Source organism: Beijerinckiaceae bacterium (assembly GCA_004564215.1).
Classification (GTDB): Bacteria; Pseudomonadota; Alphaproteobacteria; order Rhizobiales; family Beijerinckiaceae; genus Methylocapsa.
Genome location: CP024846.1, coordinates 1,169,632 through 1,185,004 on the forward strand (window position 1 = coordinate 1,169,632; position 15,373 = coordinate 1,185,004).

The window sequence follows — 15,373 nt, forward strand, 5'->3', positions numbered from 1 at the left end:
TGAAAATTGACTCGCGGCATCGGCCTCCGAACGCGGCGATGGGCGTCATTGGACGGTTCCAACTTGCACTTAAAGTGAGGTTACGGCCCAGCTTTCGCCTTAAATCTAAACCTTGACTAGGAAGAAAAGCGCTTTCACGCGTCAATTCGGCTTGCAAGACAAAAAACAAAATTGCCTAAATTATTGTAAATACGTACGATATTTCATGAATAATTATCTGTTATAATAGTTATAAGATTGATTATTGCTTTCGTATATTATATAATAATACTTTCAATATAGAATTGTCCCCATAATGAACAAGCTCTTGGCGCACAAATGTCCGTTGCAAATGTTCTTAGCTTCACATCGTTCAAGTGAGGACATCCCATGTCGCGCCATCATCATCAAGATCATGACACCCACTCCTCGGTTCAATTTCGAAGTATCGATGGATCCGGCAACAATCTCGCGGATCTGACGCTCAATCAGGCCGGAACCGACTTTACCCGGCTTGGACCAGCGAATTTTGCCGACGGTTTCGCTGCTATGCAGCCTGGGCCCAATCCGCGGGAAATCAGCAATATCGTGGTGGCGGGAGGCCCCGTGAACGCGACGATGCAGGTCGAGGGGACGGCCCTTTCGAGCATGATGTCCGCCTGGGGTCAGTTCATGGATCATGACCTCGATCTGCAAAAAGGCGCAACGACGCAAGATATATCCGTCATTGTGCCGCCCGGGGATTCGCATCCAGCCGGAACGATCATTCCGTTGACGCGGGTCGCGATCGATCCGGCAACCGGGGTGCCCGGGCATCCCGCCACTGCCATCAATACCATCACAGGATGGCTGGATGGCTCAATGGTTTATGGTTCAAGCAAAGCCACCGCCGACAGCATGCGCCTGCCCGACGGTCATATGAAGACCTCGGCCGGAGATAATCTGCCGATCGTCGATACGGTTCAAGGTCCGGCTTTCGTCGCCGGTGACGCGCGCGCTCAAGAAAATCCCAACCTGACCGCTTTGCAGACCCTGTTCATCCGCGAGCATAATTATCAGGTCGATCAATTGCACAAAGAACACCCGAATTGGAGCGGTGAACAGCTCTACCAAAATGCCAAAGCCATCACGACGGCCGAGATCGCGAACATCACTTACAATGAGTTCCTGCCGCATCTGTTGGGCCCGAATGCCATTTCCGCCTATCACGGCTATGACCCCTCGGTGAATCCCACCATTTCCGAAGAGTTCGCGGGAGCCGCTTTCCGTTTTGGTCACTCGCTTGTTTCGGATGTCATCGGTAAAATCGATAATTCCGGTGCTACGACCGAAAGCAACTCTCTCAAGGATGTGTTCTTTCAGCCAACGAACGAATTCGTCGTGAACGGGGGCGCCGACGGCGTGCTGCGACATCTTGCGGGAGAGGCAGCAAATCCCCTCGATACGCATATAGTGGACGGCATCCGCAACTTCCTTCAAGACGGACCCGGCGCCATAGATCTGGCGGCAACGAATATTCAGCGCGGGCATGATCTCGGCCTTGGCACTCTGAACCAGACTCGGGAAGCTCTGGGATTGACGCCCTATACGAGCTTCGATCAAGTCAGCAGCGATAGCGCGACGGTCGCCGCCTTGAAGTCGGCCTATGGCAGCGTGGATAACATCGACCTTTGGGTTGGCGGCCTGGCCGAAGACCATACGGCCGGCGCCTCGGTCGGTGAGACCTTCGGTAAAATCATCGGCGACCAGTTCACGGCCCTACGGGATGGCGATCGATTCTATTTCGAAAACCAAGGTTTCGATTCTCAAACTTTGAAGACCATAGAGAACACCACGCTCAGCGACATCATCTCCAGGGACACCGATACGACCTATATCCAAGCCGATGCATTCGTGGCGATCGAACGCCATAGCGGCACGCAGGCCGGAATTGATCCGACCGGGTCTTTGGCAGGCCCCGGCATGGCCCAATTGGTGATCGGTTCTCCAGGCACCGATACGCTGATGGGAGGTTCCCACAACGATACTTTGATTGCGGCACGCGGTCAGATGACCATGACGGGCGGCGCCGGCGACGACACCTTCGTTTTCAATATCGGTGATCAAGGCCGGACCTACGCCAAAATTACCGATTTTGATCCGCATCATGACACGCTGGAGTTCCAGACTGCGAGCAAAGGTGATTGCAACAAGGTCCACGTGATGTCGGATCATCATGGAGGAACCTTGGTGGTGGCGGGACAGGATCGTGTCGATTTGGTTGGCGTCCATCCAAACCAAGTCCACACCCATGATATTCTCTTCGCCTAGGCCCATCGGCCTCCCCAGCTGCCGCGCCGAGTCGTCGGTGCGGCAAGCTATCTAGTCCGACATCAAAACGGGAGCGGCGACCGTGGTAACGGGATGCCGAAGAATTGCGCCATGCCATTATCATCCAAGTACCAAAATCAGGCGCTCCTAGGCGCAGCTATTGGTGCGGTCGCCCCCGTTCTTGCCACTGCCATCATTTTCAGTTTTTTCATCAATCTCTTATTATTCACCAGCCCTCTCTACATGTTACAAATCTATGATCGTGTCATTACAAGCCGTAATGAAACGACCTTGATTGCGCTGACAGTCCTCGCCGCTTTATGCATCATGGTCTATTCAATCCTTGAGATGTTGCGCTCGCGCATTCTCGTGCGCGTCGGCATGCTGTTCGACGAAAAAATCGCCGGCGCGGTGTTCGACGCCGTGCATCGCGGCAATTTGCGGCAGCCCGGCTCCGGGCATGTCCAATGTCTGCGCGATATCGATACTATCCGCGAGTTTCTGACCGGCGCAGGATTGATTACGCTCTGCGACGCACCGTGGTTCCCGGTCTTCGTCGCTGCTTCGTTCTTGCTCAACCCGCTTTTTGGCTATCTTGCTTTGGGCGGTAGCGTCATCACCCTCTCGTTGACGCTTCTCAACGAGCTTTTGACCAAGAAGCGGCTGGAGTCCGCGGGCAGCGCAGGCCTTCTCGCCAATCAGAGCGCGCTGGCGATGTTCCGCAATACTGATGCGATTCAAGCCATGGGCATGCTTGGCGCGCTGAAGCAACTATGGGCGAAACGTCATCGCACCGCGCTGGGCCTCCAAGCGTCTGCCAGCGATCGGGCGGGCATTATCGTTGCCTCGACAAAATTCTTTCGCATGTTCCTGCAGACAGCGGTGCTGGGAACCGGCGCCTATCTCGTCATCTATCGGGAAATTTCGCCAGGCGCGATGATCGCCGCTTCGATCCTGATCTCGCGCGCTCTTCAGCCCATCGAACTTGTCGTGGGCCATTGGAAAGGTTTTCTCGCGGCCCGGAGTGCCTTCGAACGTGTGAGGGTCTTGTTCACGGTCGCTGGAGAGCAACCCGAGCGGATGTCGCTGCCGCGCCCTCTCGGCGCGCTGCAGGTTTCAGATCTGGTCGCCTCTGCGCCGGGCAACAGAAACCCGCCAATTCTGAAAGGCATCTCGTTCAGTCTGAGCGCCGGCCAAGTCATGGGAGTCGTCGGCCCCAGTGCCGCGGGCAAGTCAAGTCTGGCGCGCGCGATCGTTGGCGTGTGGCCCGTCTTGCGCGGCTCCGTACGCTTGGATGGTTCGGATCTGTCGCATTGGGACCCCGAAGAACTCGGCCGTTACGTCGGCTATCTGCCGCAGGACGTGGAACTCTTCGTGGGAACGGTGGCGCAGAACATCGCCCGATTCCAGGAGGCGGATTCCGAGGCGATCCTTTTTGCGGCTCACCTTGCAGGATGCCAGGAGCTCATCCAGCAGCTTCCAGACGGCTTCAATACGCAAATCGGCGATGGCGGTCAGGCGCTCTCCGGAGGACAGCGGCAGCGCATTGGGCTTGCGCGAGCCCTTTATGGCAAGCCGAGCCTCGTCGTGCTCGACGAGCCGAACGCCAACCTCGATGCCGCCGGTGAAGATGCTCTTTTGAGGGCCGTTCAGACGTTGAAATCACTGCAAATCACCGTGGTGATCATCACGCACAAAATCAGTATTTTGACTGGAGCCGACAAAATCCTGGTCATGAGTGATGGCACAGTCCAGGCTTATGGGACCCGCGATGCGATCTTACAACGCTTGATGGGGCCTCGAGTCGTGCCGGCCGCCTCGCATCATCCCATTGTAGCTTCCGATGCACCTGCTTTGACGCGCTGAGTAATCCCAATTGAAAAATAGATCCGAGAAGTCGATTTCCGATTGGCGTGGCATCGCCCTTGCCGGCTACGTGATTATCTTCCTGATGTTCGGTGTCGGGGGGATCTGGACTGCCGTCGCAAAACTCGACAAGGCCGTCGTCGCGCAAGGGGTTGTCTCCGTAGAAACCAACCGCAAAAGCGTCCAGCACTTCGAAGGCGGTATTGTGCGTGAGATCTTCGTCAAGGAGGGCGCTCACGTTGCGAAAGGCGAGGTTCTCTTCGGCCTGCAGGAGATCCAGGCCCAGGCCAACAATGATCTCGTCAGGAACCAACTCGATTCCGGCCTCGCGCTCGAAGCCCGGCTGTTGGCCGAACGCGATCGTAAAGACGAAATCGCGTGGCCCCAGGAATTCGCCGGTCGCGTCGCTGACGCTTTGCTCGAACGCATTATGAGCGATCAGCTGCATCAATTCCAAGAACGTCGCGCGTCACTGGAAGGCCAAGTCAGCGTTCTGGACTCGCGAATTGAACAATTGACGATGGAAATAAAGGGTCTTGCGATCGAGAGAGACTCCACCGAAAAGCAGGTCGCTTATATCAATGAAGAACTTATCCATTTGCGCGATCTCGCGAGAAAGCAGCTCGTAACCCTGACGCGCGTCTACGCGATGGAGCGCGAAAGAACGCGGCTCGAAGGCCTCATCGGCCATTCCATTGCGGATACTTCGAAAGCGCAGAGTTCGATTGGCGAGGTCAAGACCCAGATCCAACAGCTACGACAAAAATTTCAGGAGGATATCGCTGCCGCCCTCCTCGACGTGAGGCAGAAAATCGCTGACGCCCGGGAACGGGTCGCCGTGTCGCAGGATGTACTCAATCGCGTCAAAATCGTCGCTCCGTTGGATGGCGCGGTACAGAATTTGAAGGTCTTTACCTTGGGGCAGGTCTTGCGGCCCGGCGAAACTCTTTTGGAAATCATTCCAGACGACCAGCCGCTGGTCGTCCAGGCGCAGTTTTCCCCAAACGACATTGATAATGTCCATGCAGGACGGCCGGCGGAAATTCGTTTTCCGGCTTTTCATGCGCGTCAAATTCCAGTCATGATGGGACGGATCGAGTCCATCTCCCACGACCGGCTGACGGATGAGCAGACCAAGCAATTTTACTTTCTCGGCGTCGTTTCATTGGACCGGAGCGACATTCCTGAGGAATATCGTCCCCGCATCCGACCAGGAATGCCGGCCGAGATCATCGCGGCCGCCGGTGAGCGTACGGTTTTGAGCTATCTCGTGTCCCCGCTTTCCGAATCGCTTCGCAAATCCTTCCGGGAGCGATAACAAGCTAGGTCTGTGCTTAAGAAGGACGCCCAAAATTGTGGCAGATAGGCCACATTTGTGACAATTCATCAGCACCTTGTTTTTAATAATTCTCATTGATGATATAAATCAGCTGCGACAGGAATGATCGATACCAAGTTTTCTCAAGACCGATTTATTTAATTCTGCCCGTCGCACCGCCATATTAAACAATTGATGCACAACCTCTTTTATTGCCGCGCTTGGTCTCAGCCGCCGCAACTCCTATTATTACCTAAATCTTAAGCCTCTCTGCGATATCCGAGGAACAGCTCACATGATTCGCGGTTGTCCAGTCGAAGCTGGTACGGAACGCCCGCATGGGAAACGAAACCATTTCAGGTCCTAAAAACTTGGCGATGACCGAAGGCGCGGTCGGACTCCAATATGGAGCCCTGCCGTATCGCTTCTCGGATTCTGGCGCGCTGGAAATCCTTCTCGTCACCACCCGGCGGACCAAGCGTTGGATGATTCCCAAAGGCTGGCCCATCAAAGGGTTAAAAGGAACGAAATCGGCCGCGCGCGAGGCGTATGAGGAGGCCGGCGTTCAAGGCTCCATCAGAATAAAGGCCACCGGCGTTTTCTCCTACGCAAAGCGGTTCGACGATTGCGATTTCGTCATTCCCTGTGAGGTGTTGGTTTTCCCGTTGCTGGTAAAGCGACAGAATAAAACCTGGCCCGAATCCCGCCAGAGACAGACCCGGTGGTTTACACCGGAAGAGGCATTGTCGGCCATCTGTGAGGAAAGCCTGAGGGGGTTAATCGCTTCGCTGGTGCGGGAGATCCGAAACGCGGCCTGTAGCTTTGAAGCCGGCGCCGAGCAAGACAGCCGCGTGTCAAACCGCGAGCTCTCGATTGCCTCGCCGACAAACAGGCGTCCCCACACGAAGCCTCTTCACGGTTAATACGCCTCCGCAGACGCGCCGTGATTGCGCGAACGTTTTAGCTTCGCAATCGTCTTTCCAAAGTTTGCTCGGCAAGCCAAAATAGCCCCCTCGTGAGAGACACGCAGCGGATAGGATGCGCCCCGCAACGGCGCCTTCAGCCCGTGGTCGCGCCATTTATCCCGCAGCGCCGCATGCATCCTGATTTTCAAGACTCGACAGAGCTTTTGGCCTCATCCATTCTGATGATGACCGCCTGACCTCATATTTTCTATTGTCTTTCCTCACTGCAAAACGGCTAGCTCCCCGCGCACCGAAGCCTGGAATGGGTTCACGCGTTTAACAAGAGCAAGATGGGAAGGAATCAATCATGATCAAATTCGGTTTCGCAAGGAACCACCTTGCCGCTCTTGGCCTACTAGTGCTGATGGCACTCTTTTGCAGTGCGGAAAGGGCTCTTGCCGCCCAGCCGGATGAGGCGCAGCGGGCCGGACGCGAGGCCGCAACCTTCCCGCAGGCGGACGAAGATTATTTCCAAGACATGGACAACGGGGTGGCGCTGAGCCCAGAAGAGATCAAGGGCCGCAACATGTGGATCGTTTGGACCGGAGGCAATGATCGCCAATGGGACAAGCTGACGAAATTGAGCCTCGGCAACCATGATCTCTTGAAGATTGTGACTTCACACCCAAGTCAGACTTATTGCTACGGAAAATGTGATCGCGATTCGCGCTGGCATTGGCTGGGGGCGGTCAACGAACCCTGCTTCGAGAAGCCGACAGGCCCCGATCCGGAACGGTTTGGACTCTGGCTCGATCAACGCGTCAAAGATTGCCCGCCCGATCCCTTCGAGAACGAAACCAAATATCCCGGCGTAAAGATTGGCGCGCGTGGCCAGCCTGTTGGCGGCGGCAAGATTTTGCCGGTTGGCTCCTATTTCGGCTATGCGACAGGGATCGTCGGTCTGCGGCTCTTCCCCAATCCAGAGTTCGACGAGAAGGCGGCGAAACGCTGGGATCCGGAAAAATATTACACCGACCCTGACTATTACAACGATCCCAATCTCGTCCGCCCCTATCGCGTCGGCATGTCCTGCGGCATCTGCCATGTGAGCCCAAGCCCGATCCACCCGCCGGCCGATCCTTCGCATCCGCAATGGGCCGATCTCAACTCCACCGTCGGCGCGCAATATCTTTGGTGGGACCGGCTTTTCGCTTACTCGGCCGACCTCAAGAATTTCCTCCATCAGGTGGTCCATTCCTACGCGCCGGGCACGACAGAAACATCTATTGTCTCGACCGACTATATTAACAATCCACGCTCGAACAACGCGATCTATAATCTCGGTGCACGGCTTGCGTTAGCGCACCGCTGGGGCAAGGAGACGCTGAAAGGCGGAGAACTCAACAACAAGCAACTTCCCGGTTTTTTTGATCCGCCCAATACGTCCTGGTCGCCGCGCGTCTTAAAAGACGGCTCCGACTCGGTTGGTGCGGTGGGCGCGCTGAACCGCGTCTATGTCAACATCGGGCTCTACAGCGAGGACTGGTTTACCCATTTCAATCCGGTTTTCGGCGGCAAACCTATCACTCCCTTCCTCATAAAAAATGCCGAGGAAAATTCGGCCTATTGGCGGGCGACCGAGGCCGGCACCCCTTTCATGGCGCAATTCTTCCTGAAAGCGGGTCAGCCGGATCATCTGAAGGATGCGCCCGGCGGGGAGAAATATCTGTCGGCTGACGAGGCCATTTTGAAGCGGGGCAAAATCGCATTCGCCGACACTTGCGCGCGGTGCCATTCGAGCAAGCTTCCCGATTTCGCCTGGAAGGCCCTCGATCCAGGCGGCTGCTCCGGTCCCGACTATTTGAACTGCTGGAAGCGCTATTGGGCTTTGACAAAGAAGGACGAGTTCAAGGCAAAGATGAGGGAAATCGTCTTGGCGCCCGATTTCCTCAAGGACAATTACCTTTCGACCGATGCGCGCATACCTGTCACTTTGCTGCGGACGAACGCTTGCAGCCCACTCGCGACCAATGCAATCCGTGGCAATATTTGGGATAATTTCTCATCATCGACCTATAAGGATCTGCCTTCAGTCGGAGCCATTACGGTTCAAGATCCCTTTACGGGAGAGCGGCGGCAATACCGGATGCCGGGCGGCGGGCTTGGCTTCACCCGGGTACCCACGCTGATCAGCACCTGGTCAACGGCACCTTATCTGATCAACAAGCGGATTGGCCCATTTGACGATGATCCTTCCGTCGAGAGCAGAATGAAATTGTTCCAGGCCTCGATCGAACAATTGCTTTGGCCTGAAAAACGTCCCCGTGAGGAAAAGCTGGATGGCTTTATCATGCGGACCACGGAGCGAAGCTGGGTCAAAATTCCAAAGCGGGATATTCCAGTGGAGTTATCGAGTACGTTCGGCTCCCTGCAGGAACCGTTTTCGGGATTGCTGAAGGATTCAATCTCGCGCTTGTTCGATAAAGACGGCAACTTTGTCCTTGGCCCAATTCCGAAAGGGCTGCCGATTAATCTGTTGGCCAATTACCGGCCGCTAGCTGATATCGAGGGCATTGCGGGGAAGGCAGAGCATGCAAAGAACTTCGTGGGCTTGCTGGCAATATTGGCCATGAATGTGCCAGCGCCAGGCCCAAGCGCAACCGATGAAGAAATGCTTGCTTGGGTGCAGAAACTGCGTGAGCCCTTGTTAAAGCTCAGTAAATGTCCAGATTTCGTGGTCAACCGCGGTCATTATTTCGGCACCGCGAAATTCAACGACTTCGAGGGCCTCACCGACGACGAAAAAGCCTATGGGGCCGAGCCGGTTCTGAGCGATGACGACAAGCGCGCCTTGATCGAATTTATTAAGACATTCTGACGAGCCGAACCCACCGTTCGCGATGAGGCCGATATAAAGTCAGCTGACTTTATATCGGCCTGTCTCTGTAGGTCTAGCCGCGAGCCGTGATCCATCATCGAAATAAATAGGCGGTCGGGCCAATCTCGACCGGCTCTATGGAAGATTTCTTCGACCCTCACCCTGCTTTCTCCCCTAAGAAAAATTTAAAGGAAAGCAAGACGCAACGTAAGAAGCCCGTAAAGACCTCCCCCCAACCTGGATGATATCAAGGCGGATATCGGGGGGTTCTGCACGTTCCCACCCTACCGGATAGAACGGGCGGCTGTAACTCCACCCATTTTGGACGCAAATCGAACTGCGGGCGAACATTCTTTCTCATCATTTGTCGGAGAGACGAGATGAGGATTTTACTTATTTCGAGTTCATTCAATAGCTTTACGCAGCGCGTTTTTGTTGACCTTGACGACGCTGGACATGATGTCACTTTCGAACTTTCCAAGGACCTCGGGGCTGTGCGCGAGGCCGTCGCCCTCTTCAATCCAGATGTCATCATCTGCCCCTTCTTGAAGGAGTTCTTGCCTCGAGACATTTGGACCAAGCACCTCGCCATCATTATGCACCCGGGCATAGAAGGCGATCGTGGCCCGTCCTCCATCGACTGGGCGATCCTCGAAAATCGGAGCACATGGGGAGTGACCGCGCTCGAGGCTGCCGCTGAAATGGACGCAGGTTCGATCTGGTCGAGCCATAATTTCAACCTTCCCTTCGCAACCAAATCCTATGTCTACCGGACATACATTGTCGAGGTAGGCATGAATGGCATTTTTGCGATCATCGACAAACTCTCTGCCCACCGCTCCCACGCGGCAGATCTTGAGCGGGTGGAAAAACGCAGCACGGTCGGTTCTCACGGCAGGGTGAGCCGCAGTAGGCCGATCGACAAGCGCTGCGTACCTGCCGAGGCCGTTCCTCTATTTCCCGCATCTACAAATGCCGGCAATCCCAAGATCGAGGGCCAGCTGCGCCCGCTCATGCGGCAGGCCGATCGCAAAATCGACTGGCTCACGAATACGTCCGAGTTGATCGTTCGCAAAATCCATGCTGCAGACGGGTTTCCCGGCGTTCGGGATCAAATTGCCAATCGTGACTATTTGCTATTCGGCGCGCATTTCGAGGACGTTCTCGGAATCGACAGCCCGACCCGACCAGGCGAGATCATCGCGACTCGAAATGGCGCGATCTGCCGCAAGACGATTGATGGCGCCGTCTGGGTCAGCCACATGAAGCAAAGGGCTGACGGCGCCCGATTCTTTAAACTGCCAGCGACCAGCGTTTTGCCAGACGAGGTCCTCGTCGGCGTACCCGAGTCGCCCATTCCGGCTTTGTTTACCGGTACCTGTCGGACCTTCAAGGAGCTCTGGTACCGGGAGGAAAATGACGTCGGGTATCTCCACTTCGAATTCTATAATGGCGCCATGTCGACGGAGCAGTGCCAGCGGCTCGAAGCGGCCATCCTCGCGGCTCGGCAGCGCCCAACAAAGGTGCTGGTCTTTATGGGCGGCATGAATTTTTGGTCGAACGGCATTCATCTCAACGTCATCGAGGCGGCGCGCGACCCTGCCTTGGAATCCTGGAAAAACATCAACGCCATCGATGACGTCGCGCTGGCTATGTTGACCCTGCAGGATCGACTTACAATTTCCGCGATGGGCGCCAACGCCGGTGCCGGCGGCGTCATGCTGGCCCTCGCCTCCGACCGCGTCATTTTGCGAAATGGGGTTGTGCTCAACCCGCACTACAAGTCGATGGGCCTCCACGGTTCCGAATACTGGACCTACAGCCTGCCGAAACGCGTCGGCAGGGAAAAGGCCACCGAGCTGACCAATAACTGCCTTCCGATCAATGCAAAAATCGCGGCCGAGATTGGCATGGTCGACGCAATCGTGAGCTGCGACGTCAGTGAGTTTGAAGCGATCGTCGCAGCCTCCGCGGAAGCGCTTGCAAGAAGCGAAGATTATGCCGAGCTTCTCGCCAAGAAACAGGCTCAACGGGCGCGAGACGAAGCGAGGAAGCCGCTTTCGCTCTATCGCCATGACGAATTGTCAGAGATGAGCAAGGCCTTCTGGGGCAAGGACGATAGCTATCACCTTGCCCGCCGCAATTTCGTTCACAAGAATTCCTGCGGCAAGACTCCGCATCGCTTGGCGAAGCACCGGCAGGAGGAAGACTGCTCGCGGACCATTTGCGGATAGCGCCACATGTGCGTTCCTAGATCACGATGATTTTGGATTGACTCAATCCAAAATCATGAACGTGATCGATTCCAAAAATTTAGAGCGGGATGCGGGCGGAAAACCGGTTTCCACTTTTCCTCATCCCGCTCTAAAGTGTTTAGTCCCGGCATTTGATGGGTTGGATCGAGTTTGAATCGTTCTGGCTCTTTTGTCCATGTTTTGACGATGAATTCGTAAGGGGTAAGGCCTTTGAGCGTCTTGAGGCGTCGACCATAATTGTATGCGCCGATGAAATCGGCGAGATGAGTTTCGAGCTGCTCGTGCCGATCGTAATGGTAGCGTTTGACAGTGGCTTCCTTGATTGTTCGGTTCATGCGCTCGACCTGACCATTGGTCCATGGATGCTTGATCTTGGTAAGCCGATGCTCGATGCCGTTTTCCCGGCAGCGCATGTCGAACATATGTGTCATGTATCTCGCCGTCGGGCCGTCCGCGTAGCGCGGTGGGAAGGTGAACTGGATGCCGTTGTCGGTGAGAACGGTGTGGATCTTGTAAGGGACAGCGGCGATCAGAGCTCCCAGAAAAGCCGATGCTGAGGTCCGGCCTGTCTTTTTGACCAGTTGGACGAAGGCAAATTTGCTGGTGCGATCAATGGCGACATAGAGATAGAGCTTGCCTTCGGCGGTCTGCACCTCGGCGATGTCGATGTGAAAGAAGCCGATGGGATAGGCCTTGAACTTGCGCTTCTCGGGCTTGTCCCCCTCCACATCCGACAGGCGGCTGAGTCCGTGTCGTTGCAGGCAGCGATGCAGGGACGAGCGGGTCAGATGCGGGATGGTGGGCTGAAGCGCATAGAGGCAATCGTCGAGCGGCAGCAGCGTGTGCCGGCGGAAAGCGACGACGATCGCTTCCTCCTCTGTCGCAAGCACGGTGGATTTCGGGGTTTTGGGGCCGGTCGGGTGATCGGCGACCGAGGCTCGGCTCTTCCATTTGGCGACGGTCTTCTGATTGATCCCGTAGCGCTTGGCCAGAGCCCTCAGGCTCTCTTGACTATGTTGTATCGCTCGACGGACCGCCTCTGTCGTTGTGGCGCTCCCGTGTAGAACCTGACCCATAGCGCATCCCTCCATTCAGGAGAAAATAATGCACCATCAAAATACGGGATCAAACACCTAGACAATAGGAGCACTTCAATGACCAAGCTTGTTCACACTGTGGGGCGTGCGCGTTCGGGGCGAACGGGCCTTGTCGCCACCGGTTAGCGCATTCGGGTCGTCTGGCTCCAAGATTGGCTGTGCGGGAAAGCTACGGTGAGCAGACTGCGTCGCAGCCTAACCAAACGATGGGGGCTGTACGCTGGACGCCTGACCCCCTCGCCGGATCGCTATGGCGCATCCCACCGGCACACGGAGCTTGTCCTGATCCGATGCATATCCGTCGCAAGGGATCGTCGTCTCGAAAAAAAGTCGGACAAGTTCCGCCTGCCGATGGGTCCCGGTTTTTTCCAGGATGCGCGCAAGATGGGTCCGCGCTGTAGAACGCGCAATGCTTATGCGCCGGGCTGCGACTGTCAGACCCTCTCCGGAAACCAGTTGGGCAAGGACACGGGCTTCCGCCGAAGTCAGGGCGAAGAGATCCGCAAACACATTGACCCTATCCATGGCATTCCTTTGGCAATCGACGATGAAAAGCCCGGCGACGGGTCTCTCGTTGTCGGAAAGCACGTCCTCGGAAGGGGGTGATAGAGGCATCACGTGGATTACCAACGAGGCACGTCCATCTTTGTCGCGCAGAAGGACCGAACGCCCCAGCGCCTTCACGTCTAACGATCGAGAAACGGCCAACACCAGCGCGTGCAATTTCCGAGCTGCCCGGAGTTCGACCGTATTGAAGCAGCCGTGATCGCAGCAAAGTCCGCGACTCGCTCGCATTAGTTTTTCAGCGGCGTGATTTGCAAAAACAATTTGACGATTTGCAGCCACCAGGACCAAACCGAAACCTGCGCTTGTGACGAGTTCGCCCAACAATTCCCCTGCTTGCGGCAGGGTGTCACCAAGCAGCTCATTGCCAAGAAAAGCACGTTTGAAGAGTGATGGCATCATTTGCATTGTTCAACACCTCGAAACGAGGAAAGCGGCGTCGACGCCGCTTTGGCGTGAGCACTTCCCTGCACGGGTCGATTTCATATCGGCGCGAGAGGCCCCAGGTCTTTAAGAAGCGCTTAAGCTTGGTATCAATTTCGAATATGATTTTCTTAGACCGGCGGCCAAACGGCCGTCGTCGGTCTGCATACCGGCAATTTTTCTTAGGTCTTGCGATCCCGTCTTGAATTGACTTCCAACTTAATGCCTTGAACGACGGATGTCTTTAAAACGCGCTTACCCCGCATGTTATTTTTTGTTAAATTTCAATTAGCTCTGGAAACAAACCGAGCCGAAGTGCGCGGAGACCTTGGCCGGTCTGCCGGGAGCTTCTGTCGGCCTTCTTGACGAATAGATTGCGCAGCGCACGGGCGCACCGCAACCCTTCCATGTTTGCCTTCGGACTCCGTTGCATTAGTCGAAATGGGATTGCCTATGTGTTGGTGATCTCTCCGCGCGAGACTGCTTGACCTTGCGGCTTTTTGCGGTTCTAACTTTGTTGAGGTTGCTAAAAATCTTGTGCCTCGGCACATGTCCGATCGCGATCAGAAATTACATTTCAGACAGAGCGTAGAAAGCTACATGCTTGTGCCGGCCGCCAGGGGGGTCGATCATGCCGCGCGGTATTTATTTACAGTTTGACAAATCTGTAGAGGAAATCCAGCCCGACGAAGACAAGATCATCGACAAAATTATTGCATCTGGTGATCGTCTCGGCAAAGCCGCCTTGGAAAGAAATGGCCGCGCCCTGCGCGCGGCGCATGCCAAGAATCATGGTATTTTGAAAGGGACACTGACGGTCTGCGAGAATCTGCCGGACCATTTGCGTCAAGGTCTATTCGCAACCCCCCGCAGCTATCCAATCATCGTCCGATTTTCCACCGGCTTTGGCGATTTGCGCAGCGACAGGATCCCCAATCCGCGTGGGATGGCGATCAAGGTTTTGGGGGTGGATGGCGATAGACTATGCCCGGACGACACATCGGCCAATCAGGATATTCTCCTGGTCAATCACAGCACATATTTCTCCGATATTGCGACCTATGAAAGATTCGCAGGCATGGTTGCGGATGTGCCGAAAAAGTCAAATTTCAACCTCAGCCTCACGGCCGCTGTAGCGTCCTTTTTTAATAAGCTTCTTAATGGCTTCAGGCCTAAGATATTTCTGCGAATGCTTTTTTCGACGGTCGCGGACACTGGTCGTCATATTCTCGGGGAAACCTATCATTCCCAGGCCGCGCTTCGTTTCGGGGATTATATTGCAAAACTGAGCGCCGCTCCCACAGGCGAGACCAAGAAGCTCGCAGGCGCTCCCGTCGGTTCCGGGGACGATAGCTTGGGGCAACTTGTCTCGAATTTCCTCAAAACAAATGCCGCCGAATATGAGCTTCGCGCCCAGCTTTGCACCGATTTGAAACATATGCCGGTGGAAGACGCTTGGGCTGAATGGCCAGAAAAGCTATCCCTGCCACAAGTTGTGGCCCGTATCACCTTGCCTGCCGGGCAGGATCCTTTGAGCCCGGCGAGATGCGAGCACGGCGATCGTCTTTCGTTCACGCCTTGGCGCGGTCTCTCGGCGCATCAACCGCTCGGATCGATTATGAGGCTGCGTAAGAAGGCTTACGAAGCCTCAAGCGCTTTCCGCCACAGGGAAAATAAACAGCCCTTTGAAGAGCCCCGTGCAATTTCCGATTTTCCGGACTGAGATAAAGAGCCTCGAGGCGTCGAACCGCCAAGGTCGATTATGATCTTTGCCTAAT

Annotated in this window: 8 protein-coding genes and 2 pseudogenes; 8 read left to right on the plus strand and 2 right to left on the minus strand. The window is 55.5% G+C overall.

Annotated elements, in window-relative coordinates; translation table 11 throughout:
• Positions 1 to 369 precede the first annotated feature (369 nt).
• The 7 genes and pseudogenes from CU048_05500 to CU048_05530 all read left to right on the plus strand — a co-directional run bounded on the left by CU048_05500 (position 370) and on the right by CU048_05530 (position 11,623).
• Positions 370 to 2,289, plus strand: a complete 1,920-nt coding sequence (locus CU048_05500) for a peroxidase (GenBank protein QBR70819.1) — start codon at positions 370 to 372, stop codon at positions 2,287 to 2,289.
• A 111-nt stretch (positions 2,290 to 2,400) separates the two neighbouring features.
• Positions 2,401 to 4,155: a type I secretion system permease/ATPase gene (locus CU048_05505; GenBank protein QBR70820.1), complete on the plus strand. Its 1,755-nt coding sequence runs from the start codon at positions 2,401 to 2,403 to the stop codon at positions 4,153 to 4,155.
• A gap of 10 nt (positions 4,156 to 4,165) precedes the next feature.
• Positions 4,166 to 5,473, plus strand: coding sequence for an HlyD family type I secretion periplasmic adaptor subunit (locus tag CU048_05510; GenBank protein ID QBR70821.1), 1,308 nt, complete (start codon positions 4,166 to 4,168; stop codon positions 5,471 to 5,473).
• A 377-nt stretch (positions 5,474 to 5,850) separates the two neighbouring features.
• Positions 5,851 to 6,396 carry an NUDIX hydrolase gene (locus CU048_05515; protein ID QBR72691.1) on the plus strand — a complete coding sequence of 182 codons (546 nt, stop codon included), beginning with the start codon at positions 5,851 to 5,853 and terminating at the stop codon, positions 6,394 to 6,396.
• 349 nt (positions 6,397 to 6,745) lie between these two features.
• Complete coding sequence (locus tag CU048_05520; protein ID QBR70822.1) at positions 6,746 to 9,256, plus strand: hypothetical protein; 2,511 nt, start codon at positions 6,746 to 6,748, stop codon at positions 9,254 to 9,256.
• A 380-nt stretch (positions 9,257 to 9,636) separates the two neighbouring features.
• Positions 9,637 to 11,490: a hydrogenase maturation protein gene (locus CU048_05525; GenBank protein ID QBR70823.1), complete on the plus strand. Its 1,854-nt coding sequence runs from the start codon at positions 9,637 to 9,639 to the stop codon at positions 11,488 to 11,490.
• Between the two features lie 16 nt (positions 11,491 to 11,506).
• Positions 11,507 to 11,623: pseudogene (locus tag CU048_05530) on the plus strand (SAM-dependent methyltransferase).
• A 1-nt stretch (position 11,624) separates the two neighbouring features.
• On the opposite strand, the pseudogene CU048_05535 reads toward CU048_05530, so the two are convergent.
• Together CU048_05535 and CU048_05540 are read right to left on the minus strand one after the other, a co-directional pair.
• A pseudogene (locus CU048_05535) lies at positions 11,625 to 12,587 on the minus strand (IS481 family transposase).
• A gap of 216 nt (positions 12,588 to 12,803) precedes the next feature.
• On the minus strand, positions 12,804 to 13,580 hold the full coding sequence (locus CU048_05540) for a hypothetical protein (protein QBR70824.1): 777 nt from the start codon (positions 13,578 to 13,580) through the stop codon (positions 12,804 to 12,806).
• A 646-nt stretch (positions 13,581 to 14,226) separates the two neighbouring features.
• Here CU048_05540 and CU048_05545 point away from each other — a divergent pair.
• Positions 14,227 to 15,318, plus strand: coding sequence for a catalase (locus CU048_05545; GenBank protein ID QBR70825.1), 1,092 nt, complete (start codon positions 14,227 to 14,229; stop codon positions 15,316 to 15,318).
• Positions 15,319 to 15,373 lie beyond the last annotated feature (55 nt).

What these genes read in the sequence shown, in the direction of transcription:
- CU048_05505 (QBR70820.1), top strand. Translation starts at nt 2,401, where the DNA reads ATGCCATTATCATCCAAGTACCAAAATCAGGCGCTCCTAGGCGCAGCT.
- CU048_05540 (QBR70824.1), bottom strand. Translation starts at nt 13,580, where the DNA reads ATGCAAATGATGCCATCACTCTTCAAACGTGCTTTTCTTGGCAATGAG.
- CU048_05525 (QBR70823.1), top strand. Translation starts at nt 9,637, where the DNA reads ATGAGGATTTTACTTATTTCGAGTTCATTCAATAGCTTTACGCAGCGC.
- CU048_05515 (QBR72691.1), top strand. Translation starts at nt 5,851, where the DNA reads ATGACCGAAGGCGCGGTCGGACTCCAATATGGAGCCCTGCCGTATCGC.
- CU048_05500 (QBR70819.1), top strand. Translation starts at nt 370, where the DNA reads ATGTCGCGCCATCATCATCAAGATCATGACACCCACTCCTCGGTTCAA.
- CU048_05545 (QBR70825.1), top strand. Translation starts at nt 14,227, where the DNA reads ATGCCGCGCGGTATTTATTTACAGTTTGACAAATCTGTAGAGGAAATC.
- CU048_05520 (QBR70822.1), top strand. Translation starts at nt 6,746, where the DNA reads ATGATCAAATTCGGTTTCGCAAGGAACCACCTTGCCGCTCTTGGCCTA.